The organism is Janthinobacterium sp. BHSEK (genome assembly GCF_056174685.1).
This window is the reverse complement of the sequence record NZ_JBWBYV010000214.1, coordinates 1-1,776: the sequence shown is the minus strand read 5'-3', so window position 1 is coordinate 1,776 and position 1,776 is coordinate 1. Positions and strand designations below refer to the sequence as shown.

The window sequence follows — 1,776 nt, the reverse complement described above, 5'->3', positions numbered from 1 at the left end:
GCACCATGGTCTTCCGTCGTGCCCGGTTTGGGCGGCGGGCCCGAGCGCAGCTGATAAGCATTGCCTTCCTTCCCGAGCGAACTGACGCACAAGGTACGATCCACCTTGGTGATCTTCACCGCCGTGGCGCTTTCCCGGAGAATCGGCCCACCCGCATGCAGATTCCATTCGAACGACAGCGGGCCCGGCGCCGCCAGCCTGTCGACAACGACGACCGCATCCTGCCCGCGCAGATACCAGACCTTGCGCACGGCCGAGCTGAGCGCTCCGCCATACGACAACGTGGCATCGCCAGCCGCATAATCGAGTGTCGGCGTGGTCGAAAACGCCGTGATCTTGCCATTCATGGCGAGGTTTTGCGTATTCTTGTCGATGACCTGACCGATACCGCCATTGAAGGTAATCGCATTGTGCGACTTGGTCTGGCGATACCATGACAGCACCAGCGGCGAATAGTAATAGTCCTCATAACCGGACTCGATCAGCAGGCGGCGTCCGCCGCTGTCGATGACGAGCGAGTTCTGATCGCCATGGCTATGGTTATAGGAACCGTAGGGGCTGGACTTGAAATACACGGAAGTACGTGCCCTGTCCGCCAGATTGCTATGCATGGCAACCCAGCCGATGCTCGGGTACAAAGCCGCGTTCGGTGGCGGAACCGGCGCTTCCTTGACGGTATCGACAGGGAGAGGAAATGGCGCCTGCAGCAAGGTCAGGTCCGCTTCCTCGCCGACGATATTCTTGACATACCACGCGGCATTCGGCGACTTGATGCGCGCGGAAAAACCCTTCAACACAAAGTTGTAAATATCGCCCTCACTCTGGTCGCCAAAAACCTGACCAGGGGCGCCCGGCGGCAGGAAATGCATCAGGTAACGCGAGAACCCTTTGGCCCAGGGCTTGTCGAAGATATTCACCCCCGTCGACTCGATCAGTGGCTGCCACAACTGCAATGCATAATCGGTGCTGAACATCGCATAGGAGGTGCCATTCGAATAACCGCCTTCCGGGCCGCTCCAGACATAGATCGAATTGACGTAGGAGCGGAATGCAAAATCGAACCAGGTCGTGGCCGCAGGGATATCGCCCATCGTCAGGGCAGAGATAACGGCCAGGTAGCCCATCGCCACCGTGCCGTGGGAATCGTACGGTTCATCGTCGAGACGGTAGTTGTCGCGGGTAAGGTCGGCATACATCGGGGCAACCCTGGCGCTGATCGCCGCCATCCAGCGCGCCTTGCGCGCCGCATCCTTGTTCAGCTGTGGCGCAATCAAATCCGACACCTTGGCCAGTGCCAGCATGATGCTGCGCGTGGCAATGTCGTGATTGACATAACTGGTCATGCCGTCAGGGTCGAGCGCCGCCAGCTGATCGCCGCGCGTCAACGCTTCCTGCAGATACTTGGACTCTCCCGTGATCCGGTACAACAGGGCTGCGCCCAAGGCCTGGTTGGTCGTATTGCCGATCGAACGCGTAATTTGCGCGATATAGGCGGTACGCGCCGCCGTTGGCGTGGTCGACGTCAGCGGCCACTGTGCATCGGTCGGTGCGGTCAGGCTGGCCACCTGCCCTTCTATCTGATTGCTCACCTGCAGACTCAGCCGGGCAACCGCCGGCCCCCGTGCAGCCTGCATGGCGCTCGACCAGGATGCCTGCGGCAGGAAGTCGGGCGCTTGCTGGCGTGGTCGCGCATGGGCGAGCAGGCGGGCCTTGATGGCATCGTTTTCTGGCACTTCGAATAGTTGCGCAGAACTGTCGATGGTAAAGCTGCGTGGC

The 1,776-nt window shown here is 60.4% G+C and carries 1 protein-coding gene; it reads right to left on the bottom strand.

Annotated elements, in window-relative coordinates:
* A partial coding sequence (locus tag AC0V2Y_RS28500) for a DUF4962 domain-containing protein (RefSeq protein WP_475418469.1) occupies positions 1–1,776 on the bottom strand: 1,776 nt, incomplete at both ends.